The organism is Mesorhizobium sanjuanii (assembly GCF_002529485.1).
GTDB lineage: Bacteria > Pseudomonadota > Alphaproteobacteria > Rhizobiales > Rhizobiaceae > Mesorhizobium > Mesorhizobium sanjuanii.
This window is the reverse complement of sequence record NZ_NWQG01000022.1, coordinates 76,154-96,224: the sequence shown is the minus strand read 5'-3', so window position 1 is coordinate 96,224 and position 20,071 is coordinate 76,154. Positions and strand designations below refer to the sequence as shown.

The following is a 20,071-nucleotide window of genomic DNA, read 5'->3' as shown; positions in this document are numbered from 1 at the left end:
GATGATGTCTGTTCAGGCGTCGGCGTCGATAACGGCCAGCGCCGCCTCGATGCCTTTGCCGATCGCCAGTTTCTGGCCGGCCGCGTTCATGGCGCCGCCAAGTGCCGTCAGCGCCGCGATCGCATAGATCGGCTGGGCGGTCGGTCCCATATGGCCAATGCGCGTCAGCTTCCCCAATGTTTCGCCACGGCCCGACGAAAACACCACGCCGTAGCGGGCGCGCGCGGCCTGGCGAAGCGCCTTCTCGTCGACACCTTCGGGGGTGCGAACGGCGGTCGTGGTTGGCGATGCGATTCTGTCGCTGGCGGCCCAGATCGACAGGCCCATCGCGGTGACGCCCGCGCGCATGGCCTTGGCGGTGAGCGCGTGGCGCGCCCATACCGCCTCCGGCCCCTCATTGAGATAGAGGTCGAGCGCGGCATCGAGCCCGTTGATCTCCGAAACCGACGGCGTGAACGGAAATGGCTTGTCTCTCGACCAGGCATCTTCCCAGTCGACGATGCTGAGCATCGACGCGCGTGGCGCTGCCCCGTTTGCCTTCATCTTGACCCAGGCTCGCTCGCTGACGCCCATCATGGTGAGGCCGGGAGGGGCACCCAGGCATTTGTTGGGGCCGGTGACATAGATATCGGCCTTGCAATCCTCGGGATGCGTCCTCATGCCGCCAAAGGAGGAGACGGCATCGACGATGAGATAGCCGCCATGCGCCGAAACAAGGGCGCCGATGGCGTCGATCGGGTTGATCGTGCCCGACGGCGTGTCGTGATGGCAGACGGAGACGATGGTGATTTCGGGATGTGCCTTGAGCATGTCGGCGACCGCCTGTGGATCGATCGCCTCGTTGTAGGGCACTTCGATCTCCAGCAGATGCGGCGAATAGCGTTTTGCCCAGTAGCCAAAGCCTTTCCCGTACACACCCGAGGCAAGGTTGAGCACGACGTCGTCGGACGTGATCAGCGACGCCGCCGCCGCCTCGAGACCGAGCACCGGCTCGCCATGCAGGATGACCGGCTTGTTCAACAGCCGCATCGCCTTCTGCGCCTTGTCGACCACCTTCTCGTAGAAGAGCTGGAACGCCGGATCGTAGTCGTAAAGCACGGTGCGGGCGAGGCCGCGCAGCACTTCGGCATAGGCGTTCACCGGCCCCGCGGTGAGTGTGATGACAGGATCGGCGTGGTCGGGATAACGCATGGTCTTGTTCTCCGGATTGGCGAGGGATCAGCCGTAGAATTGCGTGCCGGTCCTGTAGGTCTTGAAGTTTTCCATGTCGTGCGAATACATCAACTCGGCGCCATGGTCCTCGGCCAGCTTCTTCACTTTGCGCATCGAATTGACGCCCGCCACCGGGTCGATGTGAAAAGCCGCCTGGCACAGCGTTTCAAGGCTCTTCTGGGTGTAGGCGGCGTCGATGGTGAACATGATCGGCTTGCGCCGGGGGAACTCGACCAGCAAGCTGTAGTGGCCGATCGAATGGCCGGGCGTCGAGATCAGCTTTACGCCCTTGGCGAGATCGACGTCGCCCTCGATGCCCTCGAAGGTCGAGTTGGCGCGCGTCGTGCCTTCCAGCAATTGCGCGGTCGCGCCACGCGCTTCCGCCGCCTCCGCCGAGAAGCTCAGATCCGAATAGCCCAGATGTTCGAAAGGCTGCGGATTGCAGGCCTGCGGCACTTCCGAACGATGGCAGATCTTCTTGGCGTGTGGAAAATACTTGTTGCCGCCGCAATGGTCGAAATGGAAATGCGAATTGACGACGACGTCGATGTCCTTGGGCTCGAGCCCGAGCAGCGCAAGCGCGCCGGGAATGGTCTGGTGCTTTTCCTGGATCGGCTTCTCGAAGGGCAGCACCTTCATGACGTGATCGTAGTCATAGCCGGTATCGATGAGGAAGCGGCCCTCGGCATGCTCGATCAGGATCGAATAGACCGGAAAGCGCACTTCGCCGCCAGGGCCGCGATTCCAGAACACATGATAGCCATCGAGAACGAGCGAGCCGCCATCGAGCAGGTAGACCTTGGTGTCCGACATCTTTGCCTCCTGTTTTGGCGCGGATCCCTTCCGCGCATCTGATTGTTGTCAGCGCGCACCGCGCTCGTATGGAATGCCAAGTGCCGCCGGCAGACTGGCCCGCCGGCCGAACAACACCAGCATGATCATCACCGCCAGGAACGGCAGCATCTGGATGACGTCGGTCGGTATGTTGATGCCCGCCACCTGCATGGCCGTCGTCAGCGACAGGCAGACGCCGAACAAAAGGGCGCCGAACAGCACCCAGATCGGCCGGCCGCGCGCCAGCATTGCCAGAACGATGCCGAGAAAGCCGGCACCGTTGGTGATGAACGGAATGAACAGGCCCGCCCCGACATTGGCGAGATAGGCGCCGCCGAGCCCGGCCAGCGCGCCGGTCGTCAGCACGGCAATGGTCCGGGTCTTGATGACGTCGATGCCGGCGACGTCGAGCGCGGCTGGCTTGTCGCCCGCGGCCTGCAGGTTGAGGCCGAGCTGCGTGCGCCGATAGAGGTAGCCCATGCCGAACACCAGCGCGACCGCCAGATAGACGATCAGGTGATGCTTGAAGAAGGCGGACCCGATGACAGGAATATCCGACAGCAGCGGAATGACGGTGGCGTCCGCCGCCGGCAGGCGGGGATAGCTGCGCGAGAATTGGAAATGATGAAGCAGCGCCGTCAGGCCTTCGAGACCGAGCGTCAGCGCGATGCCGATGACGATCTGGTTCAGCCCGATGCGCACGCACAGCAGCGCCATGATCAGCGCCACCGCGACGCCGCCGGCGGCCCCTGTGAGGAACCCGAGCCATAGCGACCCGGAATAGAAGGCGCCGACGAAGCCAAGATAGGCACCGGCCAGCATCATGCCTTCGATGCCGATGTTGAGCACGCCGGCCTTTTCCGACATCTGCTCGCCGAGGCCGGCCAGCAGCAGCGGGATCGCCGCGGTGATGGCACCGAACAAGAGCGCGCTGAGAAAGACTTCGCTGAACAGGCCGTTCATGGCTTCAGGCCCTCCGCGACTGGTTGTAGCGGTGATCGATATACTCGGCGAGAGCGAGCACGATCAGCACGATGGAAACCAGCACCAGCGTGAAATGATTGGGCACGCCAAGCCGCCGTGCAGCGCTTTCGCCGCCGATCGACAGCACTGAAAGCAGGAACACGAAACCTATCGCGGCAAAACCGTTCATGCGGGCGAGGAACACGGCCGGAATGACCGCCAGCCCGTAAGCGGGATTCCAGTCGGCGCGGACATTGCCCTGCACGCCGATGATGTCGACGGCGCCGGCAAGGCCCACGAGCCCGGCGGAAATGGCGAAGACGGCAATCGTCAGGCCAGGCACGCCCAGCCCCGCATGAACCGCCGCTCGTGGATTGGCGCCGACGATCCGCAATTTCAGGCCGAACGCCGTGCGCGTCATCACCAGATGCACGATGATGATTGCTGCCAGGCCGAGCAGCAGGCCGCTGGTGATGGTCGTATCGAACAGGCGCGGCAGCCGGTCTTCCACGGGCAGCGTGCGCGTCTGGGGAACGGTCGTGCCGGGATCGCGAAACACAAGCTTGACCAGAACATTGGCGAGCGAGGTGCCCAGGAATGTCATCATCAGTGTGGTGATGATCTCGTTGACGCCCTGATAGGCCCGCAGCAGCGCCGGCACCAGCGACCAGATCATCGCTACCACCGCGGCGATCAGGAACGAACAGATGAGGGCCAGCCAGGCCGGCATCAACTGGACGAACACCGGGGCGCTGGCGGCTGCCGTGACGGCACCGAGCAGGAACTGGCCGTCGCCGCCCAGATTCCACATACCGGCGCGAAAGGCCACGATCAGGCCGGCGGCAAGAAACAGCAGCGGCGCCATGCGCGTCAGCGTCTGCTGGATGCCAAGCGGCGAGAACAGGCCTTTTTCCAGCACATAGCCATAATAGGCGAGCGGGTCGACGCCGACGGCAAGCAGGATGCAACCGGCGATGACCAGTGCGGCGAGGATCGGGCCGAGCGTCATCAGCAGCCTGTGCAGGATGTCGCGGCGCGTCGCAGCTCCGCTCGTGGCATCAAGTGCGGTGGCGCTGACGGTGGGTGCGGTGTCGATGCTCATGCGGCAAGTCCGATCATCAGGCGACCGACCTTGGTGCGGGCGTCGTCTACGTTCTCGACGGTGCCGACCAGCGCTCCGTTGGCGATGACGGCTATGCGGTCGCATATGCTCAGCAATTCCTCGAGGTCGGTGGAGATCAGCAGCACCGCAAGGCCACGGGCTGCCGTATCGCGGATGCGCTGGCGCGACGCTAATGTGTTGGCGAGATCGAGCCCATAGGTCGGCTTGTTGAAGATCACAACCTTGGCGCCTTCGGCCAGTTCGCGCGCCAGCAGAACCTTCTGGATATTGCCGCCGGAAAGCCGCGCGACCGGCGTCTTCAGGCTTGGCGTGCGCACATCGTATTCACGCACGAGCTGGGCGGCGCGCTTGTCGATCTCGGCGCGCTGTTCGAAGCCGTTGCGCCAGAACGGAGCGGTGCCCACCTGCTTGAGGAAGAAGTTTATCGAGACCGGGAAAGTTCCAACCGTGCCTTCACCCAGCCGGTCGTCGGTCAGGTAGCGAAGACCGCGCTGGCGGCGTTCGCCGACGCTCAGCGTCTCGATAGCGGTTCCCTCCAGCCGCACCGAACCACCGGTCGCCACGCGTTGACCGGCCAAGGCCTCTGCCAATTGTTTCTGGCCGTTGCCGTCGATGCCGGCGATGCCAAGGATCTCGCCCGGACGAATTTCAAAGGAGATCGACGACAGGCCCGGCGCGTTGTCCGTCGGCGCGACCGCCAGATCCGCGACCTGAAGCAGCGGAGCGGCTTCGGCGCGGACTGTGCGGATCGGGCGATCGACCGCTTCCGGATCGTCCTTCTGCTGGCCGAACATCAATTCCACGATCTCAGAGATGATCTCCTGTTCGCCAAGCGTGCGGAACCGCTCGGGCGGAATCTCGCCAACCTTGCGGCCGAGCTTCAGCACCGAGATGCGGTCGCCGAAGGCCGCCGCCTCCTTGAGCTTGTGCGTGATAAAGACGATCGACAGTCCCTGCTCGACGAGGCGGCGCATCAGCGCGCCCAGTTCGTCGATGCCTGTCGGCGTCAGCATCGAGGTGGACTCGTCGAGGATCAGCAACCGGCTGTTGCGCACCATCGCGCGCAGGATTTCGACCTGCTGCTGCTCGCCCAGCGAAAGCTCCGATATCTTCGCATGCAGCTTGACGGTGATGCCAAGCGTGCTGGTGATCTCGGCGACGCGCGCCGCCAGTTCTTCGGTCCTGGGGCGTTGCCACCACGGCCCGCCAAGCAAGAGGTTTTCCGCCACTGTCAGCGTCGGCACCAGCATCATGTGCTGGAAGACGGTTCCAATACCGAGCGCCAGCGCATGGCGCGGCGAGGTGATCGGCGTTGGCTTGCCATCGACCAGTATGCGTCCCTCGTCCGGCTGCTGCAGTCCCGACAGCATGCCGATCAAGGTGGATTTTCCCGCGCCGTTCTCGCCGAGCAGCACATGCACCTCGCCGGGACGGATCGACAGATCGATGCTGTCATTGGCGACAATGCCGGGAAAGCGTTTGGTCACGCCCTCAAGCGCGACGATGTCGCGCGCGGCAACGGACGATGAAGAAAGACTGCTCATGAAAGCCCAGCACAAAAATGGGAATTGTCCGGAGGGATGAACTGGTCACCCCTCCGGCGGCCGACCATGATCGCCCTACTGGGCGACGCTGGTCATCAGCGCCCTGACGGCCGCTGCATCATAGACCGGCTCGACCGGAATCTTGCCGGAAATGACGTCGTCGCGCAGCGCCTGGATCTCGGTCCAGACATTGTCCGGGATCGCAGCGGTCTTCAGAAGCTTGACCGAATCGTCCTTGAGGCCGATCGAGTAGCTCTTGGTGCCAAACGTGTCCGCCTTCAGATCGGCGATCATCGCCGCATAGACCGGCTCGATGTTCCACACCACCGACGACAGCAGGAAGCCTTTGTCGATCGGCGTCTTGTCGCCGATGACGTCGATGAAATAGACCTTGCCGCCGTCACCGGCCTTGGTCGTCTCGACCGCCTGCAGCATGCCGAAGCTCGAGCCGTTGCCCTGGCCGAAGATGATGTCGGCGCCCGACGCGATCACGCTTTCGGTGACGCGCTTGCCGCCTGCCGCGTCGCTGTAGGCGGCGGGCCCGATCACCGCATAGGTGATCTTGACATCCGGATTCTCGGCCTTCACGCCCTGCGCGAACGCCGCCGACTGCGAGTTCCACGAGGGCGGCTCGCCCGACACGACGATGCCGACCGACTTCGAGCGCGACATCTTGGCGGCAAGACGGCCGGCTAGATAGGCGCCCTGGTGACCACTCAGCGTGTAGTCGGCGACGAGGCCCTTCTCCAGACCGGTCGGCGTATCGACGATCGCCACCGGAACCTTCAATTCCTTGGCGATTTCAGGCGCCGAGGTGTTGTAACCGCTGGCGTGGGCGATCAACAAGCTGGCGCCGTCGGACGCGAGCTCCCGCAACGTCGGACGAACATCGCCATAGCCGAGACCCTGGGCCACGACCACTTCGACGCCGGCGGCCTTGCCCGCCGCCTTGGCGGCATCGATGCCCTGCTGGTTCCAACCGTAATCGGTGCCTTCTTCGGGCGTCAGGATGGCGATCGACTTGACTTCGCCGGCAAACGCGCTGCCTAGCAAGACGCCACTTAGTATAGCTGCGCTCACACTACTCTTCAGAATCTTTAACATGTTACCCTCTCTGTTTGATTTACCAATCAATATTCTTGTTGTTATTGCGCACATGCGAGGTAGACTGCCTGAGAAAATTTACCCGTGGAGCTCAGGCAAAGTGAAGATTCGTTATGTTCTCCCTGTGGCGCTGGCGTTCACATCCTTCGCCAACGCGGTTGAGTTGCACCACGTCATCGTCCGAAAGGGCACCGACGGGCTCGACATGGTGCCGTTGACGATTTCGAATGCGGGCAATGAAGGGCTGTCCTGCAATGCCGACTTCGCCCACTGGTATTCGGCCGGGATCGCGACGGTCGAGCCGGGCAAGAGCGCTCGCCTCGAACTCTGGTTCGACCCCAAGACGGGCACGTTCACGATCCTCAACGACAAGCGCGAAAACCTGCCCGTCGAGCGGCTGTGGTGCGGCCTGTCGGGTCGCGCATATGCCACGCGCGGGCAAATCACGCTCGACCGCACCGACGCGGCGAAAGGCGAACGCGCCGTGTCCTGCGTTATGGGGCAGGACAGACTGGTCTGCCGGTAGGCGCTCATCGATTCGTTGGCCCGCGACATCGCGCGACCTACTCCTTAGCTAGGAATTTATCGGTGAAAACATCGTCGGCTGAGAGAGCCGTCTTGAGCACGCCCTGATCGGTGAGCGTCTTCAGCGTTTCCTCCCACTGCGTCTTCGTCATCCAGCCGAGGCCGTGCTCCTTGGTGTCCGGGCTGTTGAAGGTCGACGCGATATCGGCGTTGATCTGCGCCAGCAGCACATCCTTCTTGTCCGCATAACCGGGTGCGGCCTTGGCCGTGATCTCGGCGGCCTCTTCGGGGTGGGCCACGACATAGTCGAATGCCTCCCTGTATGCCCTGACGAAGCGGGCGACGATTTCGGGCTTGTCCTTGATCATCGTCTGCGAGGTGAACAGGCCTGAGCCGTAAGCCTTCCAGCCGTGATCGGCGCCCATCATGATGCTGAGCGAACCGGGACCGCCGGCCTTGGCTTCTAGTTCCGGAACCTCGGCGTCGACATAGCCGACCACGGTCTGCACGCGACCGAGAAGCAGGTAGCTTTCGTAGGGTGGAGAGACGCTGTTCAGCGTCATGTCCTTTTCGGTCAGGCCGTTCGCGGCAAGGAAACCCTTGAAGAAGATATAGGTCGATCCCGCGGGATGAATTCCGATGGTGAGACCCTTGAGATCGGCCGGCTTCGTAAGCTTCAAGGTCTTGGCGAGCGAGATGATCGCCAGCGGCGAATGCTGGTTGACGGCGGCCAGCGCCACGACCGGCACATTCTGCGATCGTGCGACGGCGAGCGTGGGAAGATCGCCGAAGCCGAAATCGGCGTTCCCGTTACCCACCAGGCGCATGGCGTCCGGAGAACCGGATCCTTTGCGGATCTCGGCCACGTCGATGTCGTTCTTGGCGAAGAAGCCCTTTTCCTTGCCGACGAAGAACATAGCGTGGTTGCCGCGCACCACCCAGTCGAGCTGGACGTTGACCTTGTCCGCCGCCAGTGCTGCGCCGGAGAAGCCAAGCGCGCCGGCAAACGCTGCAAGCGTGGCCGCCTTGATGAGTGAGCGTCTCAGCATTGATCGATCCTTCCTGTCGTTGACTGTCCTAGGGAACCTAGGCGTGGCTGAATTTCGGTGCCCATGGCACCACGATGCGTTCGAGAATTTCGGCTGCGTAGTAAAAGGCGATGCCCAGCACCGAGACGAGGAGCAGGGCCGCGAAGACCAGCGCGGTGTCGAGTTGGGTCGAGGCGAACTGGATGACGTAGCCGAGCCCATCCGAGGCGCCGGCGAATTCGCCGACGATGGCGCCGATGACACTGAGCGTCGCGGCGATCTTGGTTCCGGCCATCAGGTTCGGCAGCGAATGCGGAACGCGAATCCTGAACAGGATCTGCGTCGGGCTGGCACCGACCGAATTCATCAACGACAACAGCGAACGGTCGACCGACTGCATGCCGGCCAGCATAGACAAGGTCACCGGGAAAAAGGCGATGACCAGGATCAGGCCGATCTTGGGCGCGAGCCCGTAGCCGAACCAGAGGATGAAGATCGGCGCCAGTGCCACCTTGGGCACGTTCTGGAACAGCACCACCAGCGGATAAAGCGCTCGTCCCAGCCAGTCGAAGCGCACGATGACCAGCGCAAGGGCAATGCCGACCACGACAGAGACAAGGAACCCGAACAGGATCTCGCCTGCCGTCACCAGTGTCGCCTGCATCAGCGTTGCCCATTGCGCGACCAGCGATCGCGCGATCTCGGACGGGGCGGGAATGATGAAAGCGGATATGGCGAAAATCCGCACCACGGCTTCCCACACCACGATCGTCGCCAACAGAAGGATGACCGCTGGAAGCCAGCTGCGTGTTGCGGCACCCCAGCTTGAGACAAGCCGCGACCCGGAGGAATTGGCGACAGTTTGATCGCTCACGACGCGCCTCCCGGTTGATGGCTGGCGCGCAGCATCGTCCGCAGCTGAACCATCAGCCTGACGAACTCCGGATCTTCCGGCACCGATAGATCGCGGGGATAGGGCAGACCAATGTCGAGGCTTTCGGCGATCCGCCCAGGCTTGATCCCCAGCACGTAGACATGGCGCGACAGGTGAATGGCCTCGTCCATCGAATGGGTGACGAGCACGATGGTCTTGCCGGTTCGCTGCCAGATCTCCAGCAGCGACTGGCCCATCTGGTCGCGGGTAATGGCGTCGAGCGCGCCGAACGGCTCGTCCATCAGCAGCACCGCCGGATCGAGCGCCAGGGCCCGCGCGATAGCGACGCGCTGGCGCATGCCGCCGGACAATTCATGGGGGCGCTTGTGGGCGCTGTCGCCCAACCCCACCAGTTCCAACATTTCCTGCCCGCGAGCGCGCAAATCCGCGCGCGAGAGCGACTTGTCGGCGATGCCAAGCAGCATCGACGCGTTATCGACGGCATTCTTCCAGGGGAGCAGGTTGGCGTCCTGGAAGACAAGCCCGATCATGCGCTTGCGCGCCGCCTCGACCGGCGGAAGTCCGGCGATCGAAACGCTGCCGCTCGTCGGATTTACAAGCCCGGCCAGAACCTTGAGCAAGGTGCTCTTGCCGCAACCGGAAGGACCGATAAGGGAGACAAACGACCCCTTCGGTACTGAAAGATCGATGTTCTGCAGAATCAGTTGTTTGGCCATGATCACCGAGACACCCTTGGCGGAGATCAGGTCGTCATGGCGGCTATGAGCCGGCCGGTCGCCGGCTGCTCGGATGGTTTCAATGCGCATGGCTTGCCACCCCATGGGCTGTCGTCAATCGGAGCCGCACCGTCCGGTCCGCGAAAGTCTGCTTGGCGCCAACAGCGACCGCTACGAAGTCCCCGATCCGGCCGACCCTGTGAGCACGATGCGCCATTGGCTACTCCCGACCTTCCAGAATGCGCCGCACAGCGACGAGCTTGCGAGCCCGTTCGCCTTGCAGCGCCTTGGTCTGCTCGGGCGTATAGGAAAACATGCCCTCGCCCGACTTGATGCCGAACTTCGACGCGTTCGTCTTTTCCAGCACCATTGGCGCGACATCGTCGCGATTGGAGAGGTCCGCGTTAAGGAAGGAAGAGACGGACTTGTAGATGTCGAGGCCCGCCATATCGAGCAGCGCCATCGGCCCGATCACGGCGATCTTGTAGCCGATGCCCCATGACACGCAGGTATCCAGATCTTCAGGATCGATGACGCCGCGCTCGACAAGGTCGACCGCCTCGCGCAGCAGCGCATAGAGCACGCGGTTTTCGACGAAGCCGGGAACGTCCTTCTTCACCACCACCGGCAGCAAGCCGATCGAGCGGATCAGATCGCGGATCGTCGCCACGGTTTGCGGCGCTGTCGTCTCGCCGGCGATCACCTCGATCATCGGGATGATGTGCGGCGGGTTCGACCAGTGCATGCCGACCATCCGCTCGGGATGCGATATGTGCTCCTGCAGTTTTGTGATCGGGATTCCCGACGTGTCGGAAGCGACGATCGTATCGGATGCTATCAGGCCGTCGATCGCGCGGTAGACATCGCCTTTGACGGAGATGTTTTCAGGCACGTTCTCGATGATGAGGTCGGCCCCGGAAACCGCATCGCCGAGGTCATCCGTGAAGCGGACGGTTCCGACGCCGGCCGGCGGAGGCGCGATAGCCAAGGCGTCGAGAACGGTTTCGGCCACGCTCAGCATGGATCGCGCGCGCTCGATCGCTGCCGGGGCCACATCGTAGGCGACTACCTGGAGGCCGCCTCTGGCGAGCCGGGCAGCCATGCCCGGTCCCATCGTACCCAGACCGATGATGGCGATACGTCGGATCATTGCCCTGCCCTGCTTTCTTTTGAACTCGCGATGAGGTCGGCGGCCTTCTCGGCAATCATGATCACCGCCGCGTTGATGTTTCCGCAGACGAGGTCGGGCATGACGGAAGCGTCCACCACTCTGAGGCCTTCGACGCCGCGCACCCGCAATTGCGGGTCAACGACCGAGGCTGCATCGGCTCCCATCCGGCAGGTCCCGGCCGGATGATGCACGGTGATGGAGGTCTTGCGGATATGCTCGTCGATCTCGTCGTCGCTCTGGCACTTCGGACCAGGAAAGAACTCCACCTCGATGAAGGGCTGCATGGAGGGCTGCGCCGCAAGATCCCTTGCCACCCGGAAGCCGGCCCGCAGCGACTCCCAATCCTTCGGCGAGGCGAGGAAATTCTGGTGGATCAGCGGCGCCGCGAAAGGATCGGCCGACGCCAGTTTCACCGCTCCCCGGCTTTCAGGCTGTGTCGCCACGATCCGCGTTGCGAAGCCGTCCGGAAACGGCGCCTTGAACGGCCTGAGATATGGCCATGCGGCGAGCGGAGCCGCCGTGAAGAGCAGTTGCACATCCGGTAACGGTCGCGCCGGACCGCTCTTCAGGAAGGCGACAACCCCGCCGGGCACGTCGCCGGAAAAACCTCGTCCCGTGAGGTAAGTCTTGACGAAATCGAACCCGATCCGATCGGCACGCATGTTCCGCAGGAACGGACCTGGATTGCGGCGCCGGTACATGAGAATGACCGAGACGTGATCCTGCAGGTTCTTGCCGACTGCCGGCAGGTTGACCCGCGTCTGGATACCGTGAGCGGAAAGTTCATCCTGCGCCCCTATGCCCGACAGCATCATGAGTTGCGGCGTGTTGATCACACCGCCGGCAAGCAGCACTTCCTTACGGGCGAGGACCGTGCGTTCGCCTCCGCGATGGTTGATGGCGACGCCGGTGGCGCGCGCACCCTCCAGCACGATCTTCGTTGCGCTCGCTTCCGTCAGAACGGTCAAGTTGGGCCGCTTCAGCACCGGCCGCAGATAGGCTGACGCTGTCGAGGAACGCCGGCCTTTTGAAATCGTCATCTGGAGGCGGCCGAAACCTTCCTGCCGCTCGCCATTGTAGTCGTTCGTCTGCGCATAGCCTGCCTGCACGCTGGCTTGCGCAAAGGCGTCGATCAGCGTGTCCTTGTAGCGGCAGAATTGGGTGCTGATCGGGCCGTCGCCGCCACGATATTGGTTCTCGCCTCCTTCCCAGCTTTCCTGCTTACGGAAATACGGCAGGACCTTGTCATACGACCAGTCGCTGAGCCCTGTGGCTGCCCAACGATCGTAGTCCCCGCGGTTCCCCCGCACATAGGCCATGGCGTTGGTCGAGGATGACCCGCCGATGACCTTGCCGCGCGCGCATTCGACCCGACGCCCACCGACGTTGTCTTCAGGCTCGCAGAAATACATCCAGTCATGGCGGCGCTCGGTCAAAATCTTACCCCATCCGAGCGGGATGTGGATCATGGGATCACGGTCCCAGCCGCCTGCCTCCAGCAACAGCACCGAACATCTTGGGTCGGCGCTCAGCCGGTTGGCGAGCACGCAACCGGCTGATCCGGCCCCAACGATGATGTAATCGTAGCTTTCCGCATGCGGCATGGTGTGTTTCATTGCCTTCGCCTGACGCGCCTGCGTCAGGAACCTATCGAAACCGAGCCTGGAAAATCCCTGCGCTTGCCGGACGCTCCAGGCATTCCTCAAGGTGGCCGCCGCTAGAGCAGGCCAGCCTCTCTCAGACGCTGCGACCAGTGGTTCCAACCCCGGTCGATCTGCGCGCCGACAAGCTTTCCAGCCGTCTTGACCTCGCCGGGCGACAGATAATTCACCTTGCCGATCTGCAAGCCGGCCGTCAGCGCTTTCGCCTCCTGCTCCAGATAGAAAGCGCGGAAGACGACTTCGCGCACCGAATTACCGACATTGACCACGCCGTGGCGCGCCATGAGGACCACGGTGCTGCCGCCGAGACTTTCGGCGATATCGGCGCAGACGTCGGTACTGCCACCGAAAAGATCGGTGGCGTCGCCATGCTTGTCGCGGATCTCGTAAACCGGAACGGATTCGCCCATGAACGCACCCATATGGGTGACGGGCCGCAGCGGGGTGTCCACGAAACAATAGGGCAGGACGGCCGGCGAGTGGGTATGGAGCACGCACTGGACGTCAGGGCGCGCCTTGTAGATCTCGGAATGGATATAGCGCTCCAGATAGGAGGGCCGGTTGTCCTGCGTCTCGCCATCCAGGTTCAGCCGCTGGATGTCATCCACGGTGATCAGGCTCGGAGCCAGCTTCTGTCCTAGGAAGAAGAAGTTGGGATCTTCCGGATCGCGGGCGCTGATATGCCCGAACGTGTCCATGATGCCTTCATGCAGAAGGATTTTTGTGGCCCTGACCAGCTCCTCGAAAACCGTGCTGCGAGCGGATTTGTTCTCTGTCACTTCAAATTCTCCCACTAGGCGGCGCCTGCGATCATTCTTGTTGTCGTTATCGACCGCCGGCGCCCGGATATTTCACTTGTTTTCGTACAGACCGACGATCCGGTTCTGCTCAATGATGTTGCCGGCGTATGTCTGGAGAAATTCCTCCCGCGTCGGCGTCCCTTCGACCTTGGTGTCGAGGGCGTAGACCCAGAAATAGTAGTGATGTTTTCCGTGACCTGCAGGCGGCTGGGGACCGTAGTACTGCTTGTCGCCGGCGCCATTGGGCCCCACGCGGAATCTCTCCTGGGCGTCCGACAGGTCGGTGGTCGACGGATCGATACCGTACACCACCCAGTGGGTGAAGCCATTGGCCAGCGGCGCGTCTGGATCGTGGCAGATGACGGCAAGCTCCTTGGTTCCTGCCGGCACGCCGCTGAGGGTCAGCCTCGGCAAGACATTGCCTTTGTCGCCCGCATGCTCGTCACGCAGCATTCCTAGCGGCTCGAAATCGGCCGACGTGATCTTGAGGTCCTTGATGTTCAGGGGCACGTAACTCGTCCTTTCAGAAACTATATCGCGCTAGACTGCGGCATTGAGGTCGGCGACGGTCTTGCCGCCGACCCGCTGGTGTACGCGCGAACCGGAGGCGACAGCGACGCAGATCAGCAGTTCGTCGGGGCGCGGGCCGTCCGGAACGGCGAAGGTGACGGCATCATAGTGCGAGCGGATGTAGAGCTCGTCCTTGTGCGCCAGCGGGATGTCGATCGCCGTGCCGGCCACCGCGACCTTGCTGGCAGACGAGATCCAGGCCCTGCCTCCACCGACCTGCTGGCGAAGCGGATCGCCGAACACCGTGGTGATACAGGCAACGACGTGCTCCTGCTCGCCCGCCGTGCCGGCGATGCCGCCCTTGCCATAGCTTTCGACCGGCCTGTTGCCCAAAAGGGCCGCAGCCCGCTCACCAAGCGCATGGCCGATGGCCTGACTGGAATCCGTCAGTTCCGACAGGTCTGCGACGAATTTGCCGGCAAAGGGATTGCGGATGATGACACCAACCGCGCCCTTGACCAGACCCTCCCCCGGCGCTCCGCCGTCGTGGCGGATTTCATGGATGGTGGAATACCAGCCGCGCACATCGTAATGTTTTTCAACTTCCAGCGAGTAATCCATTCGTGTCTCCCAGCAGGCGCGCAGCCCTTGCGCGCGAAAACCGTTATTGCGTGCGCCCACCGGCTATTGCGGCCACGAAGAGACGCGGCGCAGCGGGTCGTAACAGGCGGCCTCCAAGGCTACCGGCGTGAACATGTTTCCCTTCGACAGCGAGCGGTTCGCGGCATAGTCGGCCGAGAGCGCCTGGCAGCGATCCGTGATCCCCCGGATGCGCGCCTCCCACTGCGGCAGTGCATCCACGACCGAGGAAACAGTCGCCATGTCCTGGGCGAGGCTGAATGCATTGACCATCGCGCAGCCGGCGCCCTGTGCAAGCGCCGGGCACATGGCGTTGGCCGCATCGCCCACAAGCGCGACCTTGCCCTTTGCCCAACTGTCGAGCTTCGTCGTCTCGTACTTGTCATACCGGGCCGACTGCAGCTTCGCTGCTTCCACGAGACAGGGTTCGAGGAACGGGAACATCTCGACCCACACCTCCAAATCGATCGGCACGCGCGAGCCGCGCGGATCGGACGCCGGCGCCATCATGCCAAGGTAGAGTTCCTGGTCGTTGCACGGCGAATAGAGAATGCGCTGGACACGTGGGCTGAAGTTCCACATGTCGATGGTATTGTCCCACTCGCCCTCGCCAAGCCGCTCCTTGAGACGCGGCACGATGAGCCGAATGATACCGTCTGTAGCGGCCCAGCGCTCCTGCTTGAAACCGATCGAGTCGCGCACCTTGGAACCAACACCGTCGGCACCGACGATCAGATCGGCCTCCAGCACCTCGCCGGTTTGCAGCGTCAGCCGCCCGGCGGGGTCCGCCGCGATGGCTTCGGAGTTCACCCGAAACTCGACGCCGACATCGTTTGCGCGGCGCACCAGCGCATTGTGCAGGTGGCTCCGCGTCATGACCCGCCACGGCAGGCCGTGAAAGGTCTCCTTCGAGACGGACTTGTTCTGCATCCAGGTCTCGTAGGTCGGCGGCGTGTGCGAACCGTTCAGCACATCCTCCAAGGCACCCAGCCCCTCAAGCACGCGAAGACCATTGTGCCAGAGATAGATGCCTGCGCCGAACGCCCGCAGATCAGAGCTCTTTTCGTGCAGCCTGACATCCCAACCATTCTGCCTGAGCGCGATGGCGGCTGTCAGGCCGGCAAAGCCGCCGCCAGCGACCTCGGCACGACGCGCTTTGCCCGGAGTTTTGTTTACGTTGGCCATTTTCTGGATCCTGCTGCGTACAAGAAGACGGCGCGCTTGGCCGTCAGGCGTCTATGAAGTTGGTGATGGCTTTCAACGTGATCTCGGGAGAGACCTCGTTGACGTAATGGTCGGCGCCCGGAACGACGACGACAGGCAGATCAGGCCGCAGTTGACTTGTCTTCGCTAGCGCCGCCGCTGAGACCAATTTGCTCGTCTCGCCCCGCACGATGAGGACGGGCTTCGTCACGTCGCGGTAGGCCGGCACCAAGTCTGATCGCAGGCCCCTGGCGGTCTGCGCCATGGCCGCGGGCGAGGCCAATGGACGCAATCCGCCATCGACCGACTGATAGCCGCTCTCAGCCCTGATCTTGATAGCATCGGCGGGAATATTCGGATAGCGGCCGGCGAGGTATGCTTCGATGGCCGCCACATTATCGAACAGCTGGTCCCCCGCGATTACCCGCGCTTCCAGCGCGTCGAACACTTCAGTCTCGATGTACGGCGTGAAGTCGATCGCGACGACCGACCGCACCAGGTCCGGATATTTCGCTGCGGCCGTGACGGAATTTCTGGCACCGAGCGAATGTCCGACCAGGATGGCACGGCCCCGGTCGAGAGTGCGTACCAGGCCGGCGATGTCGTCCGCGTAGTCATTCGCCTCGTAGCCGGTTTCCGGCTTGTCGCTGAGGCCATGCCCCCTCTGGTCAACCGCTATGGTCGTAAACCGATCTGAGAGTCGAGCCATCAACGGCTCGAAGACGGCGGAGTTGGAGGTGATGCCGTGGAAGAACAGCATCAATGGGCCGTTGCCCTTCTCGCGCACGTTCAAGGTGATGCGGCCAGTGTCGACGCGTCGCGAGATGAAGTGGTCGGAAAGTCTGTCCACCGCCATGTCCATGATCCTCGTCTCCGCTGCCCGTCTCCTGCAAAAGGATCATACAAGCGGGGGCCGCGTCAAGCCGATTGTCTGACATTCTTGCAATCTTCAGATTTGACAATCTGACTATCCTGCTATCAAATTTGCACAGCGTGGCGTATGCTGCTTCAGCTTGCGACTCAGAGGCCCATGAGACGTTACCGATGACCCCAGATTTGAATTTGCGAATTTCGCCACGGACCGTGCAACGGGAAACCGTCGACAAGTTACGGCTCGCGATCTTCTCGGGGTTGTTCCAGCCGGGAAGCCGCCTTGTCGAAAGTCAACTGTGCACCCAACTCGGCATCAGCCGCCCCTCGCTAAGGGAGGCTTTGCGCAGTCTTGAGGCCGAGCGCCTGATCGAGATTGTACCCAACCGCGGGCCGTCGATACCGGCACTTTCGTGGGAGGTGGCAACCGCCATCTACGAGGTTCGAGAGCTGTTGGAAGTCGAGGCAGCGGGACGATGCGCGTTGAGAATTTCCCCGGAACAGTTGCGTGACCTTGAGAAGTCTCTTTCCGCATTCGAAGAGGCGGCATCCAGCAATGACAGCCTGGCGCAGGTCATGACCGCCGCAGACTTCTATTCAATCATACTCGCGAATTGCGGGAATCCGATCCTGGAAGAAGTGCATCGCGGTCTGGTGGCCAGGATAAGCTTCTTTCGAGGACGATCGATGTCATTGGACGGCAGAGCACAAAGCAGCCTGGCGGAGATGAGAGAGATATTCGAATCCATCGCCGCCGGCGACGAGAAAGCCGCCCGCAAAGCCTCGAAACAGCATGTCTTGAAGGCGAAAGCGGCAGCGAAGATATCCATGGACAGTGGGCTTTGAGTCCTTCGAAAGACTGTAGTTCCGTCTGAGACTGGAAGTCCTTCATGACGTTTCGGATCGGGTATCTGCCGCCGCAGATCAGTGCGCGCGGTCTTCACAATGTTGGTGTCAGACGTGCCGGCTATCGAAGCCAGCAAGTGGCGGATGGAGCGATGATGACCGGGGCCAATGTCGAGCGCAAACCGAATTCTGATATCGTCATCGTCGGCGGTGGGTCGGCCGGCACGTTGCTTGCCGCGCGACTGAGTGAAGAGCCGGACAGTCGCGTTCTGCTGATCGAGGCAGGCGAAGAGGCGACGGACCCCGACATCTGGAACCCCGCTGCCTGGCCGACGCTTCAGGGCCGCAGCTATGATTGGGACTATCGCACGGAGCCGCAAGCCGGCACCGCAGGCCGGGTGCATCATTGGGCGCGCGGGCGGTTGATCGGCGGCTCGAGTTGCCTGCACGCGATGGGCTACATACGCGGTCATCCTTCCGACTTCCAGGCTTGGGTCGACGCGACCGGGGATCGCCGATGGAGTTGGGATGAACTGCTGTCTGTTTTCCAAGCTATCGAAAACCACCCGCTTGGTGGCGACGGCATTCACGGCAAGGGCGGGCCGTTGCCGATCCATTTACCGGCGGACGAAGTAAGTCCGCTTGCTCGTGCCTTCATCGAGGCAGGCGCAGCGTTAGGTCTGCCTCGCCTTGAGGGCCACAACAGCGGAGAGATGATCGGTGTCACCCCGAACTCCTTGAACATTCGCGACGGGCGGCGGGTTACGACGGCGGACGCCTGGCTCACAAAGACTGTTCGCGGCCGCCAAAACCTGACCATCCTTACGGGATCCCGGGTTCGGCGGCTCAACTTGGAGGGCAATCAGGTCCGCAGCCTCGAGGTCGTAGGGCGACAGGGTTCGGTCGAAGTCTTTGCGGATCAAATTGTACTTTGTGCCGGAGCGCTGGAAAGTCCGGCGTTGCTGATGCGTTCGGGCATCGGTCCGCACGATGTGCTCGATGCCGCGGGCATTGGCTGCTTGATCGATATGCCTGAAATCGGTCGAAACCTTCAGGACCACCTGCTTGGTGCCGGCAACCTTTATGCGGCCCGCGAGCCGGTTCCTCCATCGCGCCTCCAACATTCGGAGTCGATGGCCTATATGCGAGCTGGCAACTTCACCGCTACCGGGCGACCTGAAATAGTCGTTGGTTGCGGCATCGCGCCGATCGTGTCCGAATGCTTCCAGGCGCCTGCCGCCGGCACGGCCTACACGCTGCTGTTCGGGATCACCCATCCGACGAGCCGCGGCAGCGTGCGCATAAGTGGGCCTGAGCTCGGTGATCGATTGATAATCGACCCGGCATACTTGCAAACCGGTCGGGACCGCGAACTGTTTCGCCGAGCTCTCGAGGCAGCACGGACAATCGGACATAGAGGTGAACTCGCCGGCTGGCGAGAGCGCGAACTCCTGCCAGGCGCCCTGAACAGTGCGGCCGAGGTCGACGACTTCATCGCGCGGTCGGTCATCACACACCATCATCCCTGCGGTACTTGCAGGATGGGCAAGGACCCGGACGCCGTCGTCGATGCAAATCTACGGTTCAAGGCGCTCGACAATCTTTTTGTCGTGGATGCGTCGATTATGCCCAACCTAACCGCAGGGCCGATTCATGCTGCGGTCCTCGCGATCGCCGAGACCTTCGCTCGATGGCACCGGGAAACCCTACAATCTTGACCCGAAGGGCTGATGTTCTTGACCGGTTCATCTCATCATTCCTCGCGAAGATCGCGGCCGTTGCAGCTCGTCCTCCGGGATAAGATTGTTTTGACTCCGACATGCAGGCACGGCAGATGCGCGCGGCTCTTGCCGGCCAGCGTGCGGTCGGTGAGCGCGATCGCCGCGGCGAGCGGTTCGGCAACGTCGGCGAGCGGCACCGGCCATGTCGGATCGTGCCCATTCTGCAGGATCCAGTCTACATCTTATGCGACTTTTGACCTCATTCAGGTGCGCTCAGCCAGCTCGCTGTGAGCGCGATGACCTCAGAGCGAAGCCCGCCGATTTGCACGCCATTCCACGCCATTGCCCTATTCCCAAGCCCATGGCGCTTCACATTCTCGCCGGTGCGTTTCAGATTAGTCAGGCTGTTTAGAAGGAGCACGAACCCAACGACGAGTGAATGCCGCGTGGTTGCAAACGGAGGTCGAATAGGCCGCCGAAATGAGGTTGTTGCCGTCGTCGCTCCCCTCATTCCCACTCGATTGTTCGGGGCCATATCAACCATTTGAATTCATTGAAGAAATATTTTTTCGCCCAGGGACTACCGGCCTAGGACCTGTCAGAAAGCTACGCTACTGATATCGTTGAGGAATTTCCACCAACCTCCGCAAGCCATCTATCGGCTGCCATCGGCTATTTCTGATCCTTTCCAGCTCTGACGCCCGGA

The 20,071-nt window shown here is 62.3% G+C and carries 20 protein-coding genes; 3 read left to right on the top strand and 17 right to left on the bottom strand.

The window, feature by feature from the left end:
• Positions 1–12: 12 nt before the first annotated feature.
• From ppaT to CN311_RS04930, 6 genes are all read right to left on the bottom strand, one after another.
• Positions 13–1,191, bottom strand: coding sequence for a pyridoxamine--pyruvate transaminase (ppaT, locus tag CN311_RS04955; protein ID WP_097572265.1), 1,179 nt, complete (start codon positions 1,189–1,191; stop codon positions 13–15).
• 27 nt (positions 1,192–1,218) lie between these two features.
• Positions 1,219–2,025, bottom strand: coding sequence for a 4-pyridoxolactonase (gene pldA, locus CN311_RS04950; RefSeq protein WP_097572264.1), 807 nt, complete (start codon positions 2,023–2,025; stop codon positions 1,219–1,221).
• Between the two features lie 48 nt (positions 2,026–2,073).
• Positions 2,074–3,009: a putative B6 ABC transporter permease subunit 1 gene (locus CN311_RS04945; protein ID WP_097572263.1), complete on the bottom strand. Its 936-nt coding sequence runs from the start codon at positions 3,007–3,009 to the stop codon at positions 2,074–2,076.
• 4 nt (positions 3,010–3,013) lie between these two features.
• Positions 3,014–4,111, bottom strand: coding sequence for a putative B6 ABC transporter permease subunit 2 (locus CN311_RS04940; RefSeq protein WP_097572262.1), 1,098 nt, complete (start codon positions 4,109–4,111; stop codon positions 3,014–3,016).
• Positions 4,108–5,676, bottom strand: a complete 1,569-nt coding sequence (locus tag CN311_RS04935; protein WP_097572261.1) for a putative B6 ABC transporter ATP-binding protein — start codon at positions 5,674–5,676, stop codon at positions 4,108–4,110. Before CN311_RS04935 ends, CN311_RS04940 begins: the two co-directional genes overlap by 4 nt.
• A 75-nt stretch (positions 5,677–5,751) precedes the next feature.
• Entirely contained in the window at positions 5,752–6,756 is a 1,005-nt protein-coding gene (locus CN311_RS04930) for a putative B6 ABC transporter substrate-binding protein (protein WP_245440727.1), read from the bottom strand.
• A 124-nt stretch (positions 6,757–6,880) separates the two neighbouring features.
• Between CN311_RS04930 and CN311_RS04925 the strand changes: the two genes are divergently transcribed.
• Positions 6,881–7,306, top strand: a complete 426-nt coding sequence (locus CN311_RS04925) for a hypothetical protein (RefSeq protein WP_097572259.1) — start codon at positions 6,881–6,883, stop codon at positions 7,304–7,306.
• 37 nt (positions 7,307–7,343) lie between these two features.
• Here the strand turns inward: CN311_RS04925 and CN311_RS04920 are convergent, their stop codons facing one another.
• The 10 genes from CN311_RS04920 to CN311_RS04875 form a co-directional block, all read right to left on the bottom strand.
• The gene (locus CN311_RS04920; RefSeq protein ID WP_097572258.1) at positions 7,344–8,354 is read right to left on the bottom strand and encodes an ABC transporter substrate-binding protein; all 1,011 of its coding nucleotides are present in this window, start codon (positions 8,352–8,354) and stop codon (positions 7,344–7,346) included.
• A gap of 37 nt (positions 8,355–8,391) precedes the next feature.
• A complete protein-coding gene (locus CN311_RS04915; RefSeq protein WP_097572257.1) occupies positions 8,392–9,207 on the bottom strand; it encodes an ABC transporter permease in 816 nt (271 codons plus the stop codon).
• Complete coding sequence (locus CN311_RS04910; RefSeq protein WP_097572256.1) at positions 9,204–10,034, bottom strand: ABC transporter ATP-binding protein; 831 nt, start codon at positions 10,032–10,034, stop codon at positions 9,204–9,206. Before CN311_RS04910 ends, CN311_RS04915 begins: the two co-directional genes overlap by 4 nt.
• Positions 10,035–10,164: 130 nt before the next feature.
• Entirely contained in the window at positions 10,165–11,094 is a 930-nt protein-coding gene (fhmpcd1, locus tag CN311_RS04905) for a 5-formyl-3-hydroxy-2-methylpyridine 4-carboxylate 5-dehydrogenase (protein WP_097572255.1), read from the bottom strand.
• Positions 11,091–12,719 (bottom strand): GMC family oxidoreductase, encoded by a 1,629-nt coding sequence (locus CN311_RS04900; RefSeq protein ID WP_097572296.1) that lies wholly within the window; start codon positions 12,717–12,719, stop codon positions 11,091–11,093. The genes fhmpcd1 and CN311_RS04900 overlap by 4 nt, the downstream gene beginning before the upstream one ends.
• A 113-nt stretch (positions 12,720–12,832) precedes the next feature.
• A complete protein-coding gene (locus tag CN311_RS04895) occupies positions 12,833–13,555 on the bottom strand; it encodes a class II aldolase/adducin family protein (RefSeq protein ID WP_097572254.1) in 723 nt (240 codons plus the stop codon).
• Positions 13,556–13,627: 72 nt separating this feature from the next.
• Positions 13,628–14,086: a YbhB/YbcL family Raf kinase inhibitor-like protein gene (locus CN311_RS04890; RefSeq protein WP_097572253.1), complete on the bottom strand. Its 459-nt coding sequence runs from the start codon at positions 14,084–14,086 to the stop codon at positions 13,628–13,630.
• 30 nt (positions 14,087–14,116) lie between these two features.
• Positions 14,117–14,707: an amino acid synthesis family protein gene (locus CN311_RS04885; protein WP_097572252.1), complete on the bottom strand. Its 591-nt coding sequence runs from the start codon at positions 14,705–14,707 to the stop codon at positions 14,117–14,119.
• Positions 14,708–14,770: 63 nt separating this feature from the next.
• Positions 14,771–15,910: an FAD-dependent oxidoreductase gene (locus tag CN311_RS04880; RefSeq protein ID WP_097572251.1), complete on the bottom strand. Its 1,140-nt coding sequence runs from the start codon at positions 15,908–15,910 to the stop codon at positions 14,771–14,773.
• A gap of 43 nt (positions 15,911–15,953) precedes the next feature.
• Entirely contained in the window at positions 15,954–16,790 is an 837-nt protein-coding gene (locus tag CN311_RS04875) for an alpha/beta fold hydrolase (protein WP_097572250.1), read from the bottom strand.
• Between the two features lie 182 nt (positions 16,791–16,972).
• On the opposite strand from CN311_RS04875, the gene CN311_RS04870 reads away from it, so the two are divergent.
• Together CN311_RS04870 and CN311_RS04865 are read left to right on the top strand one after the other, a co-directional pair.
• Entirely contained in the window at positions 16,973–17,644 is a 672-nt protein-coding gene (locus CN311_RS04870) for a GntR family transcriptional regulator (RefSeq protein ID WP_097572249.1), read from the top strand.
• 155 nt (positions 17,645–17,799) lie between these two features.
• Positions 17,800–19,362, top strand: coding sequence for a GMC family oxidoreductase (locus CN311_RS04865; protein WP_165779590.1), 1,563 nt, complete (start codon positions 17,800–17,802; stop codon positions 19,360–19,362).
• A 35-nt stretch (positions 19,363–19,397) separates the two neighbouring features.
• Here CN311_RS04865 and CN311_RS32445 read toward each other — a convergent pair whose 3' ends face one another.
• A complete protein-coding gene (locus CN311_RS32445) occupies positions 19,398–19,562 on the bottom strand; it encodes a hypothetical protein (protein WP_165779585.1) in 165 nt (54 codons plus the stop codon).
• Positions 19,563–20,071 lie beyond the last annotated feature (509 nt).